The sequence below is a fragment of the Microbacterium sp. 5K110 genome, assembly GCF_005774735.1.
Lineage (GTDB): Bacteria > Actinomycetota > Actinomycetes > Actinomycetales > Microbacteriaceae > Microbacterium.
The window spans coordinates 20934-38711 of record NZ_VBUM01000005.1; the positions used below are offsets into that span (position 1 = coordinate 20934).

Consider the following 17778-nt stretch of genomic DNA (forward strand, 5'->3'; position numbering starts at 1 on the left):
TCACCGGGCGGCGGCGCGGCCGAGCCGGGCGCGGTGCTGCTGCGCGGCGTCGTCACGGCGCCGACGGAGCCGCCGGACGAGCATCGGGTCGTGGGCCAGCGCCTCGGGGTCGTCGAGCAGACGCCCCAGCAACTGGTAGTACCGGGCGGGAGCGAGGTCGAACTCGGCCCGGATCGCCTCTTCCTTGGCCCCGCCGTGCCGGCGCCACTCGGCCTCGAAGGCGAGGAAGGCGCGGTCACGGTCCGAAAGAGGCACGTCGTCACGCTACTGCGCGCGTTGCGCCGATGCGGGATGCCACGCCACCCAGGCCCCGAGAGGATCGACGCTCGCGAGGACGTCGCCGTCGAGCGCGAGGGCGAAGCCGCCGGGCCGCAGAACCGGAGGGCGGTTCCACGCGTCGTGGAGGCCCGCGGCATCCAAGGTCACCCACCGGCCGGCGGAGCGCGCGGCAGAGATCACCGCCCCGCGGTGGCGGCGGGGGACGTGGGCGAAGACGCCCGGGGTGGTCACCACGAGCGTCGCATCGCGCGGCGCCCGCGCGGCCAGCGCGGGCAGGGCCTCGGCTCCGTCGCCGGCGACGAGCACCGGAGGATCGGCGGCGGCGATGTCGAGGGCCGCCGAGATGCGCTCCAGACGCCCCTGCTCCCCCGGCCAGACCAGGCCGGTGAGCCACGCACGGTCCTCGGGGTCGCGGGCGTCGAGCGGTTGCAGGTCGATGCCGGCGCGCCACACGACCTCGGGCAGGCGCAGCGGCGGCTCCCCCTCGACGTCGCAGTCGAGCACCACGGCACTGCGTCCGTCCCCGGGGTCGAGGTGCGTCGCCGCGCCGTCGGCCGAGCGGAACCGGTACGAGTACCGGTCGGGGTAGAGGCACAACCCGGCGCTCGCGCCGATCTCGAGGAGGGCGATCGGCCCGTCGATGAGCGACAGCGCCGGGAGCAAGGCCGCGCAGCGCAGCGGCTCGTTGGTCTGAATGCTCCGCCGCCCGCACTCGGCGACGATCGCGTCCGCGTTCGCGACGACCCATCCCGCCCAAACGTCCCCCGTCTGCATCGGCGCTCCGAGCAGGCGGAGGACCGCGAACACCAGCGGCGGTTGGCGGTGCGTGTCCGGGATGCGCGCGAGGACGGATGCCACGGCCCCATCCGCGGCGACCCGCAGAGCCCACTCCTCGTAGACCCGCGAGCGACCGGGCGCCTCGTCGCGGGCGAAGCGGGTGTAGCGGTCGACGACGGCGGTCACGGCATCCTGGTCCACCCCGGTGATTATGCCGCGACGGGCATCGCCGAGCCTGGACGGGAGAGAATGGACGGGACGAAGGAGACCATCCATGACCTACGCCGTCGAAAAGTCCGACGACCAGTGGCGGGCCGAACTCAGCCCCGAGCAGTACGCCGTCCTGCGACAGGCCGGCACCGAGCGCGCCTGGACCGGTGAGCTGCTCGACGAAAGCCGCGCCGGCCTCTACACCTGCGCCGCCTGCGGCTCCGAGCTGTTCCAGAGCGGCACCAAGTTCGACTCGCACTGCGGGTGGCCGAGCTTCTACGAGTCGGTGCGCCCCGAGGCGGTCGAGCTGATCGAGGACAACAGCCACGGTATGCAGCGCACCGAGGTGCGGTGCGCCAACTGCGGCTCCCACCTCGGCCACGTGTTCCCCGACGGCTTCGGCACGCCCACCGGCGACCGGTACTGCATGAACTCGCTCTCGCTGAGCTTCACCCCCGTCGACGAGGCATGAGCGCGCTCGAAGCGATGCGCGACCGCCGGTCGTGGTCGAAAGTCACCGACGAGGCCCCCACGGGGCCCGAGCTCGAGGCCTTCGTCGCCGCGGCAGGACGCGTCGCCGACCACAAGTCGCTCCGGCCGTGGCGGATCATCGAGATCCGCGGTGCCGATCGCGACGTGCTCGCCCGCGCCCTGAACAAGGCGGACGGCAAGAAGGGCCTGTCGTCCAAGCCGCGTCGCGCGCCGCTCATCATCGCCGTCGTCGCCGATGTCTCGTCGAAGAAGATCCCCGCGTGGGAGCAGGAGGCGGTGGCCTCGGGCGTCGCTCATATGCTGAGCCTCGCGCTCGACGAGGCCGGGTTCGGCGTGTTCTGGCGCACCGACGACAACACGCGCAGCAAGGCCCTCGCCAAGGCGCACGGCCTGAGCAAGGGCGAGGTCCTGCTCGGCTGGCTGTACGTCGGGGGCAAGCCCGTGCGGTCCCGCCCCACCCGACGCAAGACCGTGGATGCCGCGAAGCACATCTCGCGGATGCCGGGAGGCAAGAAGCGTCGCAAGGCCGACGAAGCGCGCCTCTGATCCCGTCCGAAGCGCCGCCGCCGGTTCGCACCGCGGCGGCGCTTCGTCGTGTATGCGGTTCAGGCTCGGCGCGAACGGCGCCACGGGACCGCCGCAACGACGACACCCGCGATGGCGACCGAGGCGGCGAGGACGGCGACGCCGGTTGAGGGGGCCGCGGGCGCGGGCCACAGGGCGTCGAGGAGCACGGACGTGCTGAGCAGCCCGACCACCGACCCGAGTCCCAGTACGAGGACGCCCGTGCGCTGCACGATGACGGACGACAAGAAGATGTACACGACACCCAGAGCGCCGCCGAGGTACAGCCACGGATCGGTCGGGGCCGCGCGCGGCGGGCCGACGAGGGCGATGTGCACGGCCACCGCGACGACGAGCACGGCCGTCCCTCCCGCGAAGTTCACGAGGGTCGCAGCCAGCGGGCTCTGCACCCGCACGCGCAAGCGGCCGTTGGTGCCCTGCTGCCACGCGACGCCTGCGCCGGCGATGACCGGGACGATGAGCATCCACAGAGGGATGCCGCCGACCCGCACCCCCGCCAGGCACACGGCCACACCGGCGAGCGCCAGAAGCGCCCCGACGACTCGACGGATGGTGACGGGCACCACTCCCCCGGGTCCGTAGCCGAACCTGTCGAGCAGCAGACCGCCCGTCGTCTGCCCGGCGACGAAACCCACGGTGAACAGGGCGACGCCGACCGTCGCGACGGCGAGACCCTGGCTGGCGACGGTGAACGCTCCGGCAGCGCCGCCGAGCACCATCCACACCGGGACCGTGCGGTCTCCCAGGCCGGCGATCAGGCGACGGAACCCGGCCCGCCCAGCCGGTAGCACCGCGGTGAGCACGATCATGATGACCAGGCCCGAGCCGAACGAGATCGCGCCGGCGAGAATACCGTCGCCGATCTCGGCACCGAGAGAACCGTTGATGCGGGCCTGCAACGCTGTCAGCGACCCGATCAGCACGGCTCCGACGACGGCGATCCCCGGTGATCGGCGCTGAGTCATGGTTCCTCTTCCTCGGCACCGCGGGGAGACGGGGCCGTCGTCGATCGTACGGCTCCGCGCGCCGTACGGACCGACTGAGCCCGATGCGCGAGGCTTTCCCCGTGCCTCACCTCAACGCCGGCTCCGACGACGTGACCGGAATCCTCGCCCAGCTCACCGCGTCGCACGCCGACCGCGAGTTCCTCGCCGGCGTCGAGGTGCACCTCCCCCGACTGCACGACCTCTTCCGCCGCCTCTACGGCGACCGGCCCGACGGCCTCGAGCGCTTGGCATCCGTCGTCGATCTCGCCCGTCGGTCGTGGACCGAACGCCCCGAGGAGCTCAAGGCGGTCGACCGTGAACGGGCGAGCGCACCCGACTGGTTCGAGGGCGAGGGGATGCTGGGCGGTGTCTGCTATGTCGATCGGTACGCCGGCGGGCTCAGCGGCATCCGGGACTCCATCCCGTACTTCCGCGAGCTCGGGCTGACGTACCTGCACCTCATGCCGCTCTTCGAGAGCCCCGAGGGCAACAGCGACGGCGGCTACGCGGTGTCGAGCTACCGCCGGGTGAACGCGGCTCTCGGCACGATGGAGGAGCTCGCCGAGCTGGCCGGAGAACTCCGTCACGCGGGGATCTCGCTCGTCGTCGACTTCATCTTCAACCACACCAGCAATGAGCACGAGTGGGCCCGCAAGGCCGTCGTCGGCGAGGCGGGGTACGAAGACTTCTACCTCATCTACCCCGACCGCGAAATGCCCGACGCGTACGAGCAGACCACCCGCGAGATCTTCCCCGACGACCACTCCGGCTCGTTCGTGCAGCTGCCCGACGGGCGCTGGATCTGGGCCACGTTCTACCACTTCCAGTGGGACCTCAACTACGCCAACCCCGCGGTGTTCGAGGCCATGGCCGGCGAGATGCTCTTCCTCGCCAATCAGGGCGTCGAGATCCTGCGCATGGATGCCGTGGCGTTCATCTGGAAGCGCCTGGGCACGGCGTGCGAGTCGCTGCCCGAGGCGCACCTCCTCCTGCAGGCGTTCAACGCGGTGCTGCGCATGGCGGCGCCGAGCCTGCTGTTCAAGTCGGAGGCGATCGTTCACCCCGACGAGGTGATCTCGTACATCTCACCCGAGGAATGCCAGCTGTCGTACAACCCGCTGCAGATGGCGCTGACGTGGGAAGCGCTCGCGACGCGCGACGGGCGACTCCTTCAGCAGGCGCTCGAACGGCGCCACGCGCTCCCCGAGGGGACGGCGTGGGTCACCTACGTCCGCAGTCACGACGACATCGGCTGGACGTTCGCCGACGAGGATGCCGCCGAGCTCGGCATCCAGGGGTACCCGCACCGGCGCTTCCTCAACGACTTCTACGTCGGTCGCGTCGAAGGGTCGTTCTCGCGCGGCGTGCCGTTCCAGGAGAACGCGCGCACCGGCGACGCCCGCATCACCGGAACCACGGCGTCCCTCGCGGGGATCGAGGCCGGAGATGCGGGTGGCGAGGACCGCATGATCCTCGCGCACGCCCTGGCCCTGTCCACCGGCGGCATCCCCCTGCTCTACCTGGGCGACGAGGTCGCGCAGCTCAACGACTACTCGTACCGCGATGATCCCGCCGAGGCCGGCGACAGCCGGTGGGTGCACCGCCCGCACCGCCCCGAGCAGAACTACGCCGACCGGACGGATGCCACGACAGCCGCCGGCCGCGTCTTCACGCGGCTGACCCGCCTGATCGACGTCCGCCGAGGAACCCCCGAGCTGGCGGGCAACGAGCTCATCGCCTTCGACGCCCACGTCGACTCGGCCGTGGCGTTCCTTCGCCCCGGTGACGCGGGCGCGGCGGTGCTCGTGCTGGCGAACGTCGCCGATCACGCGGTCGAGATCGACGCCCTGACCCTGTCGGGCCTCGAACCGGATGCCGTCGACCTCATTGCCGGACGGCCCGTCGCGCTGGCCGGCGGGCTGACGCTCCCCGCGCACGGGGTGTTGTGGTTGCGGGTGGGAATGCGCTGATCCACCAGGATCACTCGCCCGAAGTGCCGGCTACAGGACTTGAACCTGCAACCCCCGTATTACAAGTACGGTGCGCTACCAATTGCGCCAAGCCGGCGGGACCGCCAGTCTATCGACGCTCGGGGCGTCGTTCGGAGCGGTCAGCCCGCGGGTGTCGCGGTCGGCGTCGGGGTGGGCGTAGCCGTGGAGTAGTAGGCGTTGCTGTCGACGGTGAGCACGAACTGGGCGAACTCCTTGGGGTCGTCCATTCGTCCCACGTAAGGGGTGCCGTTGACCAGCACGGTCGGAGTCGCGGTGAGCGCCTGACCCTTGGTGTCGGGCAGCCCCTTGATCGCGCGGTCGGTGGCCGCCTTCGCCCACGACGTGAACGTCTCGTCCTCGATGCACGAGCGCACCGTGTCGGGGTCGCCGACGCCGGCGCCCTGCGCCATGTCGGCGAGCTTCTCGTCGCTGTAGCCGTCGGAGTCCACCGCGGGCTGGTTCACGAGCAGTTCGTGGTTGAACACGAAGAACTTGTCGGACGCGTGAGTCGCGACACAGGCGGCGGCACCGGCGGCGCGGAGGCTGTACTTCGTGCCGTTCGACTTCGAGGTGAGCATCGCCACCGGGTAGTACGTCAGGGATGCGGCATCCTGCGACACCCACTTGGAGAGCTGCTCGGCGTTGGCCAGCTGGAACTCGCGCGCCTCGGTGGAGAGGTAGTCGACGTACACGCGGATGTCGACGGGAGCCGCCGTCGTCGTGGGCGCCGGCGTGGGGGTCGCGGTGGGAGTGGCCTCGGCGGCCATGGCGGAGGCGTTGCCGTCGACGGTCTGGTCGGCCAGCGGGTCGGCGATGCCGGTCGCGGCGGTGACGACGAAACCGTCGTTGGAGGCGGCATCCGGGAGCGCCTGCGACCGCGTGTCCCGCGACGACAGGGCGTAGCCGACGCCCGCGGCACCGACCGCGACGACCGCGACCGCTCCGATCGCCACCAGCGATCGGCGGACGATGCGCGCCCGCGTTTGCCGGGCCTTCACCTGCTGCGCCTTCTCGCGCACAGCCTCACGGCGAGCGCTTTCGGCGGGCAGATTCGGCGTCTGGTCGTTGGACATGGGACCTCTCGGGCGCGGACGGAAACCGCTGACGATGATGGGAACGCACGGGTAGGCGAACGAGCACCGATGGTAGTAAGCCTGGCTGAGAAATGCCCAGACGCATGGCATACTGACCCTGCGCCCAACGTCGTGCGCGCTCGGGGTCGCCCCCGTTCATTCCATTCACTACGGATCGTCCGGCACGTACCTGCCGGTGAAGGAGAAGAAGAAATGGCGTCCGTCACCTTTGACAACGCAACCCGCCTGTACCCCGGTGGCACTCGTGCCGCGGTCGACAATCTGAACCTCGAAGTCGCCGACGGCGAGTTCCTCGTTCTCGTCGGCCCCTCGGGCTGCGGTAAGTCCACGTCGCTGCGCATGCTCGCCGGCCTCGAAGAGGTCAACTCCGGCCGCATCCTCATCGGTGACCGTGACGTCACCGACGTGCCGCCGAAGGACCGCGACATCGCGATGGTCTTCCAGAACTACGCGCTGTACCCCCACATGACCGTCGCCGAGAACATGGGCTTCGCCCTGAAGATCGCCGGTGTCGGCAAGGAAGAGCGCGCTGCCCGTGTGCTCGAGGCCGCCAAGCTCCTCGACCTCGAGGAGTACCTGACCCGTAAGCCGAAGGCCCTCTCGGGTGGTCAGCGTCAGCGCGTCGCCATGGGTCGCGCGATCGTGCGTCAGCCCCAGGTGTTCCTCATGGACGAGCCGCTGTCGAACCTCGACGCCAAGCTCCGCGTCCAGACCCGCACCCAGATCGCGTCGCTGCAGCGCCGCCTCGGTGTCACCACGGTCTACGTCACGCACGACCAGACCGAGGCCCTCACCATGGGCGACCGCATCGCGGTGCTCAAGGACGGTCTGCTCCAGCAGGTCGGCACCCCGCGCGACCTGTACGAGAAGCCGAAGAACGTCTTCGTCGCCGGCTTCATCGGCTCGCCCGCGATGAACCTCTTCACGGTCGACCTGGCCGAGGGCGGCGTGCGCTTCGGCGACCTCGTCGTCCCCGTCGAGGCCGACGTCATCGGAAAGGCGCACGGCAGCGAGGTCACCATCGGTGTCCGCCCCGAGGACATCCAGGTCGCCCCGGCCGACGGCCGCGGCCTGTCGGTCGTCGTCGACCTCGTCGAGGAGCTCGGCGCCGACGGCTACCTCTACGGCCACACCGAGATCAACGGCAAGCGCACCGACATCGTCGCGCGCGTCGACGGCCGCCGTCACCCGAACGCGGGCGAGACGGTCGTGCTGGCACCGGTCCCCGGTCACGTGCACGTGTTCGACCTCGAGTCGGGCGAGCGCCTCACCGACAAGGCCATCGCTTCGGCCTGATCCAACGCACCGTCGCGGCGCGGGGAGTCTTCGACGACTCCCCGCGCCGCACCCGTTTTCCCGGAGGAACCGTGGCCGAATCCCTCAGCATCACCGCCAGCACCGTAGACCCGGGGCTTCTGCAACTGCCGTGGTCGACCGGTCTCGCCGAGTGGCCGAGCTCGCACATCGTGGCCCTCCCCAAGGGCATCTCCCGCCACCTCGTGCGTTTCGCGAACCTGTCCGGACGCGTGGTCGCCATCAAAGAGACCACCGAAGAGATGGCGCGTCGCGAGTACGACATGCTCGGCAACCTCGACCGTCTGGACGCCCCGTGCGTCGACCGCGTCGCCGTGATCGCGGGACGCACGGATGCCTCGGGCCGCCCCTTGCCCGCGGCCCTGGTCACCGCCCACTTGCGCTTCTCGCTCCCCTATCGCGCACTGTTCACCCAGGTGCTGCGTCCGCACACGGCCACGCGCCTGGTCGACGCGCTGGCAGTGCTCCTCGTGCGCCTGCACAACGTGGGGTTCTACTGGGGCGACGTGTCGCTGTCCAACACCCTTTTCCGTCGCGATGCGGGCGAGTTCGCCGCCTACCTCGTGGATGCCGAGACCGGTGAGCTGCACGGCAACCGTCTGACCCCGGGGCAGCGCGCGCACGACCTCGACATCGCGCGCACCAACATCGCCGGCGAGATCATGGACCTCGAGGCCGGTGGACGCCTCGAGGGCGGGGTGGATGCCGTGGCGATCGCCGACGGCCTGGTGTCGTCGTACCACTCGCTGTGGGGCGCCCTCACCGACAAGGAGACGTTCGGCGTCGACGAGTCGTGGCGCATCACCGAGCGGGTGCACCGCTTGAACGCCCTGGGATTCGACATCGGTGAGATGTCGATCCAGACCACCGGCGACGGAACGCGCGTCTCCATCCAGCCCAAGGTCGTCGACGCCGGCCATCACCAGCGTCGCCTGCTCCGTCTGACCGGACTCGACGTGGAGGAGAACCAGGCCCGCCGTCTGCTGAACGACCTCGACGAATTCCGCGCGCGCGTGTCCCGCCTCGGCGCCGACGAGGAGATGGTCGCGCACGAGTGGCTGACGCGCGTGTTCGAACCCATCGTCATGGCGATCCCCTTCGACCTCCGCGCCAAGCTCGAACCCGCCGAGGTCTTCCACCAGGTGCTCGAACACCGCTGGTACATGTCGCAAGCGCGCGGCCGGTCCGTCCCCCTGGCCGAGGTCGTCACCTCGTACATCGACGATGTGCTCAGCCACCGCCGCGACGAGGCGACGGTCATGGGCCCGCCGACCGACACGATGTCGCTCGCGACGATCTCGGATGCCGCGGCCCCGGCGACGGGAGAAGTGCCCACGACCGACACCGACGTCGTCGACTGGCGCGACCTGGTCTGAACGAACGACGAAGGCGCCGCCCCGGAACCCGGAAGCGGCGCCTTCGTGCGTGGTGTCAGTAGCCGACGGCGAAGTTGTCGCGCGAGTGGCGCGGGTTCTCGATCTCGTCGAGCACGGCGACGGCGAAATCGGCGCCCGAGATGAACGAGTCGCCCTGGTCGTCGACGACGAGCACGTGCCCGCCGTCGCGGTAGGAGCCGGTGCGCTCGCCCGGCGCCCAGGCGCCGAACCCACCGGCGGGGTGCACGTAGAACCAGTCGCGGCCCGAGGTGTCGGCCTGCAGGTCCTCGAGGATGCCGATGGCTTCCCGCGCCTCGGGCTTGTACTCCTCGGTGAAGCCCTCGGTGTCGATCACGCGCGGCCCGCCCTCGGCGACGAGCGATCCGCCCGCACCGCCGACGACTCCCAGTCGCACGTTCTCGGGCAGGACGGATGCCAGGTCGGCGATCGCGGGACGGAGCTGTCCGAGCATGTCGCCGCGCGGAGCCACGGCCGACACCACGACGTCGACACCCTCGAGCTCGGCGACCAGACCGGGGATGTCCAGGACGGTGCCCTCGATGTAGGTGGCCCCCTCCACGCGCTCCGCGGGCACCGAGCGGGCGACCGAGACGACGGTGTGGCCGCGCTGGACGGCTTCGGCGACGATGTGGCTACCGGCGTAGCCGGTTCCTCCGATGACGGCGATACGGGGCACGGGCGTTCCTCTCCTCCGGTCCGCGGACGGTCGCGGACGTATCCTCCCAGCGTGCCGGTTCCCCGCACCGTTGCGAAACGGTGCGTCCAGATCCGGGGTGATTCATAGCAGGATCTGCAGCGGATTCTCGATCCTCGCAACGAACGCCGCGAGCCACTGCGCCGCCAGCGCGCCGTCCAGGACGCGGTGGTCGGCCGACAGCGTCACCGACATCACCGTCGCGGCGGTGAGCGAGCCGTCGGCATCGACGACCGGCCGCCGGGTCGCGGCACCCACGGCGAGGATGCCGGCGTGCGGCGGGTTGATGATCGCCGAGAACGACGTCGTGCCGTACATCCCGAGGTTCGACACCGCGAACGAGCCGCCCTCGAGCTCGTTCTGCTTCAGACGCCCCTCCCGCGCCCGCTCGGCGAGATCGCGGACGGTGGTGGCGAGCTCGCCGATCGAGAGACGATCGGCCTGCCGCACCACGGGGGTGAGCAGCCCGCCGGGAACCGAGACGGCCACGGCGATGTCAGCGTTCGCGAAGCGCCGGGTGGCATCCGCAGTCCAGATGGCGTTCGCCTCGGGAACGTCCCGCATCGCGCCGGCGACCGCCTTGACGACGAGGTCGTTGACGGAGATGCGCTGCTCGCGCCCCTCGTTGATCCGCGCGCGCAGTTCCAGCAGGGCATCGACGCGGCAGTCGGCCTGCAGGTAGAAGTGCGGGACGGTCGCCTTGGACTCGGTGAGCCGTCGGGCGATCGCGCGGCGCATACCGGTGTGCGGCACGTCCTCGTACGCGGCACCGGCCGGGACGGGAGCAGTCGGAGCGGGTGCGGCCTCGGCGGGCGCGACCGGAGCCGGGGCGACGGTGGGCGTCTCGGCATCCGGATGCCGCTCGTCGCGCGCTTGCGTCCACGCGTCCAGGTCGCGGCGGACGACGCGGCCGCGCGGCCCCGACCCGGGAACGTCCGCGAGGTCGACCCCGCGCTCGCGCGCGAGACGCCGCACCAGGGGCGAGGCGAAGAGGCGCTGCTCCGCGTCCGCGTCCGCAGGCGCGGAAGCGGGCCCGGTCACCGCAGCGGCGGGCGCGTCCGCGTCCGCAGGCGCGGCAGCGGGTCCGGCCACCGCGGCGGCGGCGTCCGCGGCCTCCTCGGGAGCGGCGGCGATCGCGGCCTCCTGTGCCCCGGAGCCTCCGCCGGCGGAGGCGAGCGCCGACTCGAGGCTCTCCCCCTCTTCGGCGAGGACCGCGATCGGCACGCCGACGGCGGCGGCATCCCCGGCGGGGAGCAGGATGCCGGCGAGGACGCCGGCGCGTTCGGCTTCGTACTCGACGACGGCCTTCTCGGTCTCGATCTCGACGATCGCCTGCCCCGCCTTCACGGGGCTGCCGACCTCGACCAGCCAGCTCTGGATGGCGGCTTCTGCCGCTCCCGTGGCGATCTCGGGCATCCGCACGACGACGGCCATCAGTTCATCCCTCCCGCGGCGCGCACGCGCTCCAGTCCCGCGACGACCTCTTCGGTGCGGGCGATGGCCGCCCGCTCGAGGACCTTCGAGATGCTCGGACTCGCCTCGCCGCCCGTGACGCGCTCGACCGGCTGGTCCAGCCAGTCGAAGAACCGGCGCTGGATCTCGTCCGCGAGCCAGCCCCCGTAGGACGGACCGCGTGAGCCCTGTTCGACGATGAGGACAGCGTTGGTCTTGCGGATGCTCTCGCCGATGGTGTCCCAGTCCAGCGAGGCCCGGTCCAACCACCGCAGGTCGATCACCTCGGCATCCGTCCCGGTCTGCTCGACGGCTTCGAGGGTGTGTCCGACCATCGACAGGTAGGTCAGCACCGTGACGTCGTCGCCCTCGCGGCGGATCGCGGCGCTGCCCGGCGGGATGACGTAGTCGAGGTCGGTGTCGGGCACGCGGTCGGGCGTGCCGTACAGGTCGACGTGCTCGATGACCAGCACGGGGTCCTCGAGCGCCAGGGCGGCGTTCATGAGACCGACGTAGTCCGCCGCGTTCGAGGCGGCCACGATGCGCCAGCCCGCCTGGGTGGCGAAGATGCCCGCCGGATCCATGAGGTGCTGCGAGCCGTACCCCGAACCCATGGCGATCTTCGTGCGCAGCACGAGCGGCACGGTGTTGTTGTCGCCGAACATGTGCCGGGCCTTGCCGACCTGGTTGAACACCTGGTCGGCGGCCACCCACATGAAGTCGGGGTACATGAACTCCACGACGGGGCGGAAGCGCCCGTCCATCGCCATGCCGCCCGCCGCACCGAAGAAGCCGTTCTCGCTGATGGGGGTGCCGATGACGCGCTCCGGGCCGTACTTCTCGACCAGGCCCTTGGTCGCGCCGTTGGTTCCGCCGCCCAGGCGATGCACGTCCTCACCGAGCACGACGATGCGCGGGTCGGTCTCCATGCGCCGGTCCATGGTCTGCGCGACGGCGTCGACGAACTTCACGTCGCGCCACGGGCCGGTCCACCGCGCCGGTTCCGCGGCCGAGAGCGCGGCCAGTTCGGACGCGTCGCCCCGGATGCCGGTGTCGACGACGGCCGGGTCGGGCCACAGCTCGGGACGGATGCGACGACGTCCGGGGCGCTCGGGGTCGGGCTCCACGACGGCCGCGACCGATGTCGCGACGGCGGCGACGGCCTGCGCGCGCACGGCCTGCGCCTCGGCGTCGTCGAGGAGCCCGAGGCGGCGCATCTCGGAGGCCATCCGCTCGAGCGGATCGCGCGCCCGCCACTGCCCCTCTTCGTCCTTGGTCCGGTAGCCGAACGCGCTTCCCGGGTACGGGCCGTTCTGGTGGAAGAAGCGATAGACCTCGGCCTCGACGATCGCGGGACCGTCGCCGGCCCGCATCCGCTCGAGCGCCTCGCCCATCGCGAGGTGCACCGCGAGCGGGTCCATGCCGTCGACCCGCCAGGCGGGGATCGAGAAGCCCTGACCGCGCACCGAGAAGCGGGTGTCGGCGCTCGCCTCGTCAGCGCGGGTCGACACCGCGTAGAGGTTGTTCTCGATGAAGAACGCCACCGGCAGCTTCCACGTCGACGCGAGATTCATCGACTCCAGGACCGAGCCGATCTGGCTGGACCCGTCACCGAAGTAGTTGATCGAGACGTCCGAGGTGCCGGCGTGCTTCTGCGCCCACGCGTGACCGGTGGCCAGCGGCGCCCCGCCGCCGACGATCGCGTTCGTGCCCAGTGCTCCGGCCTCGAGCCACTGCAGGTGCATGGATCCGCCGCGGCCACCGGAGAAGCCTGACGCCAGGCCCAGGATCTCGGACAGCGTCCGGTCGAGGAGCGTCTGCACGTCGGGGGTGACGAGGGCGTTCGGGTCCAGCACGCCGCCCGAGGCGTACTCGAGCGTCTTGGCGAGGAACTGGTGGTGCCCGCGGTGGGAGCCGTTGACGGCGTCGGTGGCCCGCAACCCGACGATGGACCCAACGGCGCCGCCCTCCTGGCCGATGCTGGAGTGCGCGGGACCGTGGACGAGACCCGCGCCCGCGAGGTCGAGCACCGCCTCCTCGAAGGCCCGGATGAGATGCAGCTGACCGAGCATCGTCCCGAGCAGTTCCGGGTCGGCGGCCTTCCAGTCCGCGGCGGTCGTCTCCAGCTGCACCCACTCGACACCGGTGTTCAGCCGTTTCCGCTTGGCCATGTCGCTCCTCACGCGTCGTTGCGTCTACCTATACAGGATGTTCATCATCACTGTACGATCGGATTGTCTCCAATACAAGGCATCCTTGTGGCGAGATACTGATAACGGGCACCTCTAGAGGCGCCAATGGATCCAATGGAGGAACGGCCATGGCACTTCCCGGTCTGCGCGGCAGCGATCACATCGGCGTCACCGTCCCCGACCTCGACGAGGCCGAAGCGTTCCTGGTGGGCGTCCTGGGCGCCGAGCCGGTGTACACCCTCCCGGGCCGCGCGGGCGAAGGCGACTGGATGACGCGGCAGCTGGGCGTGCACCCGCGTACGCGCATCCGCGAGATCCGGTTCTACCGCCTCGGCAACGGCACGAACCTCGAGGTCTTCGCGTACGACGCCGCCGACGGACAGGCCCCGCCCCCGCGCAACAGCGACATCGGCGGTCACCACCTCGCCCTGTACGTGGACGACCTCGACGCCGCGGTCGCGTACTTGCGCGCGCACGGCGTCGAGGTCATGGGCGACCCGGTCGTCAGCGGCGCGGCGTCAGCCGGCCAGCGATGGATCTACTTCCGGGCCCCTTGGGGGATGCAGTTCGAGCTCGTGAGCTTCCCCGAGGGCAAGGCGTACGAGCGCGACGCGACGACGCTGCTGTGGCATCCGGCAAGGCCCGCCGAATGACCGGCGTGCTCCCCGTCGCCCGCGACCACGGCCGCGCCGGGTCCGGGATCGCCGACACTCTCCGCGGGGAGATCCTGCGCGGCATCCATCCCCCGGGCACCCGCATCCGCCAGGAGGACCTCGCGGCACGGCACACCACGAGCCGCATCCCCGTGCGCGAGGCCCTGCGCATCCTCGAGGCCGAGGGACTCGTCACGCTCGTCGCGAACTCCGGTGCGTGGGTGTCGCGGCTGACCCTCGCCGAATGCGAGGAGCTCTACCTCGTCCGCGAGCGCATCGAGCCGGTGCTGCTCGTGATGAGCGCGCCGCTGCTGACCCCGAACGATCTCGACCTGCTCCACGACCTCGCCACGCACATGGAGCGGGCGGATGCCGAGGACTTCCTGCGGCTGGATCGGGAGTTCCACTTCGCCACGTACGCCCCCACGCAGACGGTCATGCTCGGCGACACGGTCCGGGGCCTGTGGAACCGCACGCACCACTACCGGAGGGCGTTCGTGGGCGCGGCGCACGTGCGACACGATGGCTCCGCGCACCATGACCACCGACTTCTCGTCGCGGCACTCCGCCGCGGCGACGCCGAAGAGGCCGCGCACGTGCTGGAACGGCACATCCGCCGCACGCGCATCGAGCTCGAGCGGCATCCCGAGATCTTCGGCGACGCGGCGATCGTCAGGTGATGCGCCACCCGCGGTCGACGTAGAGGTTGGTCGCGGAGATGCCCTCGTTGTGCAGGAGGAAGCGGGTGGCATCCACCACGTCCCTCATCGTCGCGAGCTCGCCGCCAGGCGTGCGGGACGAGTAGCCCTCGAGGACCCCCGCGGGCTTCCCGGCCCAGAACGGACTGTCGCCGATGATGCCCGGGTGCAGCGCGTTGACGCGCAGCGGGGCGAGTTCGAGCGCGAGGGCCGTCGTGAGCCCCTCGACGCCGCCGTTGATGGTCGAGACCGTGATCGACCCGGGGTACGGCGCGTCCTTCGCCCGGCCGCCGAAGAGCACGATGCCGGTCGAGCGCGCGGGCACGAGCCGGTCCAGCAGCGTGTGCACGGTCTCGGTGTACCCCACGAGCTTGAGAGTCACCAGGCGCCGGGCGCGGGCGATGTCGTAGTCGCGCACGGTGTTCGCGTCGCGCTCGATCGCGGCGAGCACGAGGCCGTCGAGTTCGCCGACGCCGGCGAGCGCGGGGGCGATGTCCTCCGGCTCCGAGATGTCGACCGCGATCCCGCGGACGTTCGGTCCGATCTCTTCGGCAATCGCCTGGGCGGCGATCGGATCGCGACCCGTGAGCGTCACCTCGTGGCCGTCCGCGGCGAGCGACGCGACGATCTCGCGTCCGATCCCGGACGTGCCGCCCACCACCAGATACCTGCGGCTCATGCCGCACCTCCTTCTCGTTCGTTCTCGGATGCCGACAGGAGCCCCCGCCGGGTGACTTCGGCCGCCGCTCCCCAATCGAGGCGTGCGAGGTCCGGTTCGGCGAGTGCGCGATCGAACACCGCCGTCAGCGCCGAGAGCGTGGGCAAGTACACGCCGGACTCGGCCGCGATCTCGGCGCTCAGCCGCAGGTCCTTGGCGCCGAGGGCGACGTCGAACCCGGGCGGGTCGTAGGACTGCCGCGCGATCATTCCGCCGTAGCCGCTGTAGACGACACCGGCGAACAGCGTCGAGGTCAGGATCTCGATGAACAGTGCGGGGTCGACGCCCCGCGCCTCCACGAGCGCGACCGATTCGCCCATCGCCTGGATGGCGTGGATGATGTCGTAGTTCACGGCGATCTTGACCGCGTTCGCCGTCGACGGCTCCTCGCCCAGGGGCCACAGGCGCGCGGCGAACAGCTGCAGGTAGGGCTCGACCTCGGCGACGACCGCGGACTCCCCCGCCACGAGGATGTTCAGCCGCCCCTCGGCGGCCACCGCGGGCCGCCCGAGCACCGGGGCGGCGACGTAGCGCGCACCCACCCCCGCGAACCTGCGCTGCAACTCGACCGCGGCGGCCGGACTGATCGACGCCAGGTTCACATGGACACCGCCGGTCGTGGATGCCACGGCCTCGGCATCCAGCACGGCCAGGGCGGCGGTGTCATCCGCGAGCATCGAGAACGACACGTCGTGCGCAAGCGCCTCGCCGGGCGTCGCGCACGGGACGGCTCCCGCGGCGACGAGGTCGTCGACCGGCCCGCGCGAGCGGTTCCAGACGTGGACGCGGTGCCCGGCGTCGACGAGGCGCCGCGCGAGCGCCGCCCCCATCGAACCGAGGCCGAGGAAGCCGACCGACGCCATCACGCCTCCCCGCGACCCCAGGTCGTGTTCAGGTGCGACTGCGAGTCGCGCTGGTTGTTCAGCGGACCGCCGACGGCGATGTACCGGGGACCGGCGATCAGCAGCTCCTCCGCCGGGAACTTCGTGATCACTTCGCACCCGGTGGCGGTGACGACGACCTCTTCCTCGATGCGCGCCGCGCCCCACCCGTCGGCGGAGGGCCAGTACGTCTCGAGGGCGAAGACCATGCCCTCCTTGAGCTCCTCGGGGTGATCGAAGGAGACCAGCCGCGAGAAGATCGGCTTCTCCCAGATCGACAGGCCCACGCCGTGCCCGTACTGGAGAGCGAACGCCGCCTCTTCGTCGGCGAAGCCGAACTCCTGGGCCGTCGGCCACACCGAGACGATGTCGGCGGTCGTCGCGCCGGGACGCACGAGCGCGATCGCCCGATCCATGTACTCCCGGGCCCGGGTGTACGCGTCCCTCTGCTTCGTGCTCGCCGACCCCACCGCGAACGTGCGGTAGTAGCACGTGCGGTAGCCGTTCCAGCTGTGCAGGATGTCGAAGAACGCGGGGTCGCCGGGACGGATCAGACGGTCCGAGAACACGTGCGGGTGCGGAGAGCAGCGTTCTCCGGAGATGGCGTTGACACCCTCGACGTACTCGGAGCCGAGGTCGTACAGCGTCTTGGCGACGAGCCCGACCGCCTCGTTCTCCCGGACGCCCGGGCGCAGGAACCGGTACAGCTCCTCGTACGCCGCATCGACCATCGAGGCCGCCTGGGTCAGGAGCCGGATCTCGTCGCCGGTCTTGATGCGCCGCGCCTCCATGAACACCTGCTGGCCATCGACCACCTGAATGCCGACCTTCTGCAGGGCGAACAGGATCGGCAGTTCGATGACGTCGACACCGAGGGGCTGATCGGCGACGCCGAACTTCTCCAGCTCGCGCTTGATCTTTCGGGCGACCTCCTCGGCGATCCCGGCATCCGGCGGGAACGCACCGCGCAGGGTGGAGATGCCGGCCCGGGCCCCCGACTCGAGCCGCGGGCGCGTGGTGCCCTCGTGCGGCGCGTGCGGATCGGCATCCATCTCCGACGAGGTGACGTCGAGCCACGGGTTGTACAGCGCGTGGTGCTTGGCCGCCGAGCCGAAGTCCCACGAGATCGGATCGGTGTTGCGGGTGAGCAGGCTGAAGCGGATCAGCTTGTCCATCGCCCACGTGCCGATGTGGGTGGCGGTCATGTAACGGATGTTGGAGAAGTCGAACGCGAGAACCGCGCCGAGGTCCGAGCGCTCCAGCTCCGCCTTCACTCGCGCGAGGCGGTCGTCGCGGAGGCGGTCGAAGTCGACGCGCGCCTCCCAGTCGACGCCGTTGGTGCCCGTGGTTCCGGTGTTCTTCATG

At 70.8% G+C, this 17778-nt stretch carries 17 protein-coding genes and 1 tRNA gene; 7 read left to right on the plus strand and 11 right to left on the minus strand.

The genetic code is table 11. The features are described from left to right. Entirely contained in the window at positions 1-255 is a 255-nt protein-coding gene (locus FE256_RS02585; RefSeq protein ID WP_138172664.1) for a DUF3263 domain-containing protein, read from the minus strand. A 9-nt stretch (positions 256-264) separates the two neighbouring features. Then, the gene (locus FE256_RS02590) at positions 265-1257 is read right to left on the minus strand and encodes a DUF2332 domain-containing protein (protein ID WP_252370875.1); all 993 of its coding nucleotides are present in this window, start codon (positions 1255-1257) and stop codon (positions 265-267) included. Between the two features lie 73 nt (positions 1258-1330). On the opposite strand from FE256_RS02590, the gene msrB reads away from it, so the two are divergent. Continuing rightward, positions 1331-1738, plus strand: coding sequence for a peptide-methionine (R)-S-oxide reductase MsrB (msrB, locus tag FE256_RS02595; protein WP_138172667.1), 408 nt, complete (start codon positions 1331-1333; stop codon positions 1736-1738). Beyond that, positions 1735-2304: a nitroreductase family protein gene (locus FE256_RS02600; protein ID WP_252370876.1), complete on the plus strand. Its 570-nt coding sequence runs from the start codon at positions 1735-1737 to the stop codon at positions 2302-2304. Before msrB ends, FE256_RS02600 begins: the two co-directional genes overlap by 4 nt. Before the next feature lie 59 nt (positions 2305-2363). On the opposite strand, the gene FE256_RS02605 is transcribed toward FE256_RS02600, so the two are convergent. Beyond that, a complete protein-coding gene (locus tag FE256_RS02605; protein WP_138172669.1) occupies positions 2364-3308 on the minus strand; it encodes a DMT family transporter in 945 nt (314 codons plus the stop codon). A gap of 83 nt (positions 3309-3391) precedes the next feature. Between FE256_RS02605 and FE256_RS02610 the strand changes: the two genes are divergently transcribed. Beyond that, positions 3392-5299: an amylosucrase gene (locus FE256_RS02610; RefSeq protein WP_138172671.1), complete on the plus strand. Its 1908-nt coding sequence runs from the start codon at positions 3392-3394 to the stop codon at positions 5297-5299. 24 nt (positions 5300-5323) lie between these two features. Here the strand turns inward: FE256_RS02610 and FE256_RS02615 are convergent. Continuing rightward, positions 5324-5396: transfer RNA gene (locus tag FE256_RS02615), tRNA-Thr, on the minus strand. Positions 5397-5439: 43 nt separating this feature from the next. Then, positions 5440-6393, minus strand: coding sequence for a DsbA family protein (locus tag FE256_RS02620; RefSeq protein ID WP_138172673.1), 954 nt, complete (start codon positions 6391-6393; stop codon positions 5440-5442). Between the two features lie 213 nt (positions 6394-6606). Here FE256_RS02620 and FE256_RS02625 point away from each other — a divergent pair, with 213 nt between their 5' ends. Both FE256_RS02625 and FE256_RS02630 read left to right on the plus strand, forming a co-directional pair. Next, on the plus strand, positions 6607-7710 hold the full coding sequence (locus tag FE256_RS02625) for an ABC transporter ATP-binding protein (protein WP_138172674.1): 1104 nt from the start codon (positions 6607-6609) through the stop codon (positions 7708-7710). Between the two features lie 71 nt (positions 7711-7781). Then, positions 7782-9104 carry a DUF4032 domain-containing protein gene (locus FE256_RS02630; protein ID WP_138172676.1) on the plus strand — a complete coding sequence of 441 codons (1323 nt, stop codon included), beginning with the start codon at positions 7782-7784 and terminating at the stop codon, positions 9102-9104. Between the two features lie 55 nt (positions 9105-9159). On the opposite strand, the gene FE256_RS02635 is transcribed toward FE256_RS02630, so the two are convergent. From FE256_RS02635 to FE256_RS02645, 3 genes are all read right to left on the minus strand, one after another. Beyond that, entirely contained in the window at positions 9160-9801 is a 642-nt protein-coding gene (locus FE256_RS02635; protein ID WP_138172678.1) for an NAD(P)-dependent oxidoreductase, read from the minus strand. 102 nt (positions 9802-9903) lie between these two features. Next, the gene (locus FE256_RS02640; RefSeq protein ID WP_138172680.1) at positions 9904-11253 is read right to left on the minus strand and encodes a 2-oxo acid dehydrogenase subunit E2; all 1350 of its coding nucleotides are present in this window, start codon (positions 11251-11253) and stop codon (positions 9904-9906) included. Then, positions 11253-13442: an alpha-ketoacid dehydrogenase subunit alpha/beta gene (locus FE256_RS02645; protein ID WP_138172681.1), complete on the minus strand. Its 2190-nt coding sequence runs from the start codon at positions 13440-13442 to the stop codon at positions 11253-11255. Before FE256_RS02645 ends, FE256_RS02640 begins: the two co-directional genes overlap by 1 nt. A 149-nt stretch (positions 13443-13591) precedes the next feature. Between FE256_RS02645 and FE256_RS02650 the strand changes: the two genes are divergently transcribed. Next, entirely contained in the window at positions 13592-14116 is a 525-nt protein-coding gene (locus FE256_RS02650; RefSeq protein ID WP_138172682.1) for a VOC family protein, read from the plus strand. Continuing rightward, on the plus strand, positions 14113-14796 hold the full coding sequence (locus FE256_RS02655; protein ID WP_138172731.1) for a GntR family transcriptional regulator: 684 nt from the start codon (positions 14113-14115) through the stop codon (positions 14794-14796). The genes FE256_RS02650 and FE256_RS02655 overlap by 4 nt, the downstream gene beginning before the upstream one ends. Here the strand turns inward: FE256_RS02655 and FE256_RS02660 are convergent. From FE256_RS02660 to FE256_RS02670, 3 genes are read right to left on the minus strand one after another with little or no spacing between them, the layout of a single operon-like run. Next, the gene (locus FE256_RS02660) at positions 14789-15493 is read right to left on the minus strand and encodes an SDR family NAD(P)-dependent oxidoreductase (RefSeq protein ID WP_138172683.1); all 705 of its coding nucleotides are present in this window, start codon (positions 15491-15493) and stop codon (positions 14789-14791) included. The genes FE256_RS02655 and FE256_RS02660 overlap by 8 nt on opposite strands. After that, on the minus strand, positions 15490-16395 hold the full coding sequence (locus FE256_RS02665) for an NAD(P)-dependent oxidoreductase (RefSeq protein ID WP_138172684.1): 906 nt from the start codon (positions 16393-16395) through the stop codon (positions 15490-15492). The genes FE256_RS02660 and FE256_RS02665 overlap by 4 nt, the downstream gene beginning before the upstream one ends. Next, a complete protein-coding gene (locus tag FE256_RS02670; protein ID WP_138172685.1) occupies positions 16395-17777 on the minus strand; it encodes a M24 family metallopeptidase in 1383 nt (460 codons plus the stop codon). The genes FE256_RS02665 and FE256_RS02670 overlap by 1 nt, the downstream gene beginning before the upstream one ends. Between the last annotated feature and the right edge of the window lies 1 nt (position 17778).